We start from the raw sequence: 3,522 nt of genomic DNA, 5'->3' as shown, positions 1-3,522 counted from the left end.
CGCCTATCCATTCTTGCGGGCGCGCTCGCTCTCGTCGAGGCGGCCTTCGCCACGCACTCCGCCGCTGCCGCGCCGCCGGCCGCGGGCGCCGAGGCGCGCATGGTCGTCGAGGCCAAGGAGCTCGTCTACGACGAGAAAAAGAACACCGTCACGGCGCGCGGGGCCGTCCAGATCTATTACAAGGGCCGGCTGCTCGAAGCCGACCGCGTCACCTATGACCGCAACACGTCGCGCGTCTTCGCCGAGGGCCACGCCACGCTGACCGAGACCTACGGCTCCATCGCCAGGGCCGAGCGTTTCGACTTCACGGACGATTTCAAGAACGGGTTCATCGAGAGCCTGCAGGTCGACACCGTCAACAACACGCATTTCACCTCGCCGCGCGCCGAGCGGGCCGGCGAGACGACGACCTTCGAAATGGGCACCTACACCGCCTGCGAGGCCTGTCGAAACGATCCCGCAAAGCCGCGCACGTGGTCGATTCGCGCTAAACGGATCATCCACGACAACGTCGAGAAGATGGTCTATTACGAGGATGCGTCCTTCGAACTTCTTGGCGTGCCAGTGGCTTATGTGCCGTTCTGGTCGTCGCCGGACCCGTCGGTGAAGCGCAAGTCCGGTTTTCTATCGCCGGTTTTCATCTATCGCCAGCAGCTCGGCGCCGGCGTGGGCGTGCCTTACTTCTGGGCGATTGCGCCGGATTACGACCTCACCGTAACGCCGATTTATTTTTCCCGGCAGGGCCCGTTCGTCACGGCCGAATTCCGTCAGCGCTTTGATAATGGCGCATATACGATCCGCGGTCAGGGCACGCACGTAGGAGACACAGGCGCGTTCGCGCAAGCCCCGCTGGGCGCCGGCGACAAGCAGTGGCGCGGCGCCATCCAGTCTTTCGGCGAATTCTGGCTCAACGACCGTTGGCGCGCTGGCTGGGACATCACGGCGCTGTCCGATCGCTACTTCCTGCAGGACTACCAGCAATACAACTATCTCCTGCAGAACTATTTCTTCCGCGAAGCGTCATCGACGATCTATCTGACCGGCCAAGGACCGCGCAGCTATTTCGACATGCGCGGCTACTATTTCCAGCTGCTGTCGCCCAATGACGTGCAGGCGCAGCAGCCGGTCGTCCATCCGGTGATCGACTATAACCGCGTCTTCGACATCGATCCGGCGGCGACGGCGGGCGTTGGCGGCCAGGTTGAACTCGACGCCAATGTGACGAGCACTTCCGCCAACGTCGCGAATTTCGAGTCCATACAGCCCCGAACGCTCGACCGCATCTATAGCCTGTACAACGTTTGCCAGATTTACGGGCGGGCGACCGACCCGGCGCAGAGCGGCTGTCTGTTGCGCGGCGTCGGCGGCGATTACCAGCACGCGACGATCAGCGGCGCCTGGAAGCGTAAAATCATCGATCCGGTCGGCGGCGTGTGGACCCCGTTCGCGTTCGCGCGTTTCGTCGGAAGCTATCTCGATTACGACCGGCAAGGCTTGTTCCCGATCTATAACCAAAGTCTGTCGGCGATCCCCAATGCCGCGCAGGGCCAATTCTTCAACGGCGCCGACAACCGCTTCCGCGGCCAGGCGCTCCCGGGCTTCGGCGCCGAATGGCGCTACCCGATCCTCGCCAGAAGCTTTATCGGCGACATCGTCTTCGAACCGATCGCGCAGGTCATCGCCCGTCCCAACGAGACTTCAATTCCATCGCTGGTGAACATCGACGCGCAAAGCCTCGTCTTCGACGATTCAACGCTGTTCGAGTGGAGCAAGTTCTCCGGCTACGACCGGTTCGAGACCGGCACGCGCCTCAACTATGGCGGCCAGGCCACCCTGTCGCTGTCCAATGGCGGCTTCATCAACGCCATGATCGGCCAGTCGCGCCAGATCGCCGGCGCCAATTCCTATGCGCAGGCTGACGCGGCGAACGTCGGCCTCGATTCCGGCCTCGACTCGCGCGCGTCGGACATCGTCGGGCGGTTCGCCTTTGCGCCTTCGTCCGTCCTCAGCCTCGTCGCCAAGGGCCGGTTCGACAAGGGCAACTTGCGCGCGCGCCGGCTCGACGTGTTCGCGACAATGAATCTGGAGCCGATCTCGCTCCAGCTCCAATACGCGAATTACGAGTCACAGCCGGCGATTGGCTTTGACGTGCGTCGTCAGGGGCTCTCCGCGACCGGAAAATACGACATCACCAAAAACTATTTCCTGATGGGCACCGTCACCTTCGATATGAGCCGCTACCTCTATAACTCGCTCACCAATCCAGCGACCACCTACTATGGGACGACGATTACGGGCTCAAATCTCACCGGCACGGCGCCCCTGTTCTCGGTCGCAACGCTTGGCGGCGGCATCGGCTATCAGGACGAATGCACGACGCTTTCGATCAATTATTCGCAGATCTATCAGCCGCAGTCCTACACGGGCCTGCCGGCGCGCAACCAGACGGTAATGGTCACGCTCCAGCTGCGCACCCTGGGCGAAGCGAAGTTCAATTACGGCGTCGGTTCGATGCTGGTGAACGACGGCGTTCGGACCAATCTGCCGCACTAGCTACTCGCGTGAAATATTCGATGCTTACGTCGGGAGGACGCCCGCCGCCCCCTGTGCTAAAAGCGCGGCGACGAAGGGACCCGACACGAATGCGCTGTCGCGCAAAGGAGAATGCAATGAGCTTTTTTATCTCGCTCGCCGCCGGCGCATGTCTCGCTCTAGGCGCGGCGACGCCGCTCTTCGCCGAGGAGCTTTCAGGCAAGCAGAAGGTTGAGATCGAGAAGGTCGTGCACGACTATCTCATTGCGAACCCGGAAGTGGTCCGGGAAGCCATTGACGAACTTGGAAAGCGCGAGAAAGTCGCCGAGGCCGCCACACGCGAAAAAGCCGTCGGCCAGCACGGTGATAAAATCGTGAACTCGCCCAACCAGGCCGTCGTGGGCAATCCGAGCGGCGACGTCACGCTCGTCGAGTTCTTTGACTATAACTGCGGCTACTGCAAGCAGTCGATGGCTTCGGTCGCCAAGTTGATCGAGGCGGACCCCAAGTTGCGGGTGGTGCTCAAGGACTTCCCCATTCTCGGCCCCGACTCCGTCGAGGCGGCGCAGGTCGCGACCGCTGCGCGCATGCAGCTCGACAGCCAGAAGTTCTGGGAGTTCCATCGCAAGCTGCTCACGACTCGCGGCCACATCGGCAAGCAGCAGGCGCTTGCGGCGGCGAAGGACGTCGGCGCAGATATGCCCCGTCTCGAGAAAGACATGTCGAGCGCAGAGACAAAGGCCGCACTGAAGGAAGTCGCGACGCTGGCCGATGAGCTGCGGTTCGATGGAACGCCCGCCTGGGTGATCGGCAAAGAGGCGATCGTCGGCGGCGTGCCCTACGCGCAACTGAAAGCCAAGATCGAAAACCTGCGCAAATGCGGTAAGACCGTCTGCTAGCGCGGAGACGGGCTTTCTTTGCGGCGACAACGAGGCTAAGACAGGCGGCCTGCCGCCTTTGAGATTTTTCGGGGAACGTTTTCGGAAGCGC

The 3,522-nt window shown here is 62.2% G+C and carries 2 protein-coding genes; both read left to right on the top strand.

The genetic code is table 11. The features are described 5' to 3' along the window. Positions 1-2,553: LPS assembly protein LptD (locus tag QZ964_RS20265; RefSeq protein WP_292533954.1), on the top strand; the 2,553-nt coding region annotated here is incomplete at its 5' end. Positions 2,554-2,669: 116 nt separating this feature from the next. Then, the gene (locus QZ964_RS20260; protein WP_246720150.1) at positions 2,670-3,431 is read left to right on the top strand and encodes a DsbA family protein; all 762 of its coding nucleotides are present in this window, start codon (positions 2,670-2,672) and stop codon (positions 3,429-3,431) included. Positions 3,432-3,522: the final 91 nt, after the last annotated feature.

This window comes from Methylocystis sp., assembly GCF_021731785.1.
Taxonomy (GTDB): domain Bacteria; phylum Pseudomonadota; class Alphaproteobacteria; order Rhizobiales; family Beijerinckiaceae; genus Methylocystis.
Note: the sequence above shows the minus strand (reverse complement) of the source record. Positions and strands in the feature narration are given on the sequence as shown.

Coding starts and splice junctions, on each gene's coding strand:
- QZ964_RS20260 (WP_246720150.1), top strand. CDS start 2,670: ATGAGCTTTTTTATCTCGCTCGCCGCCGGCGCATGTCTCGCTCTAGGC.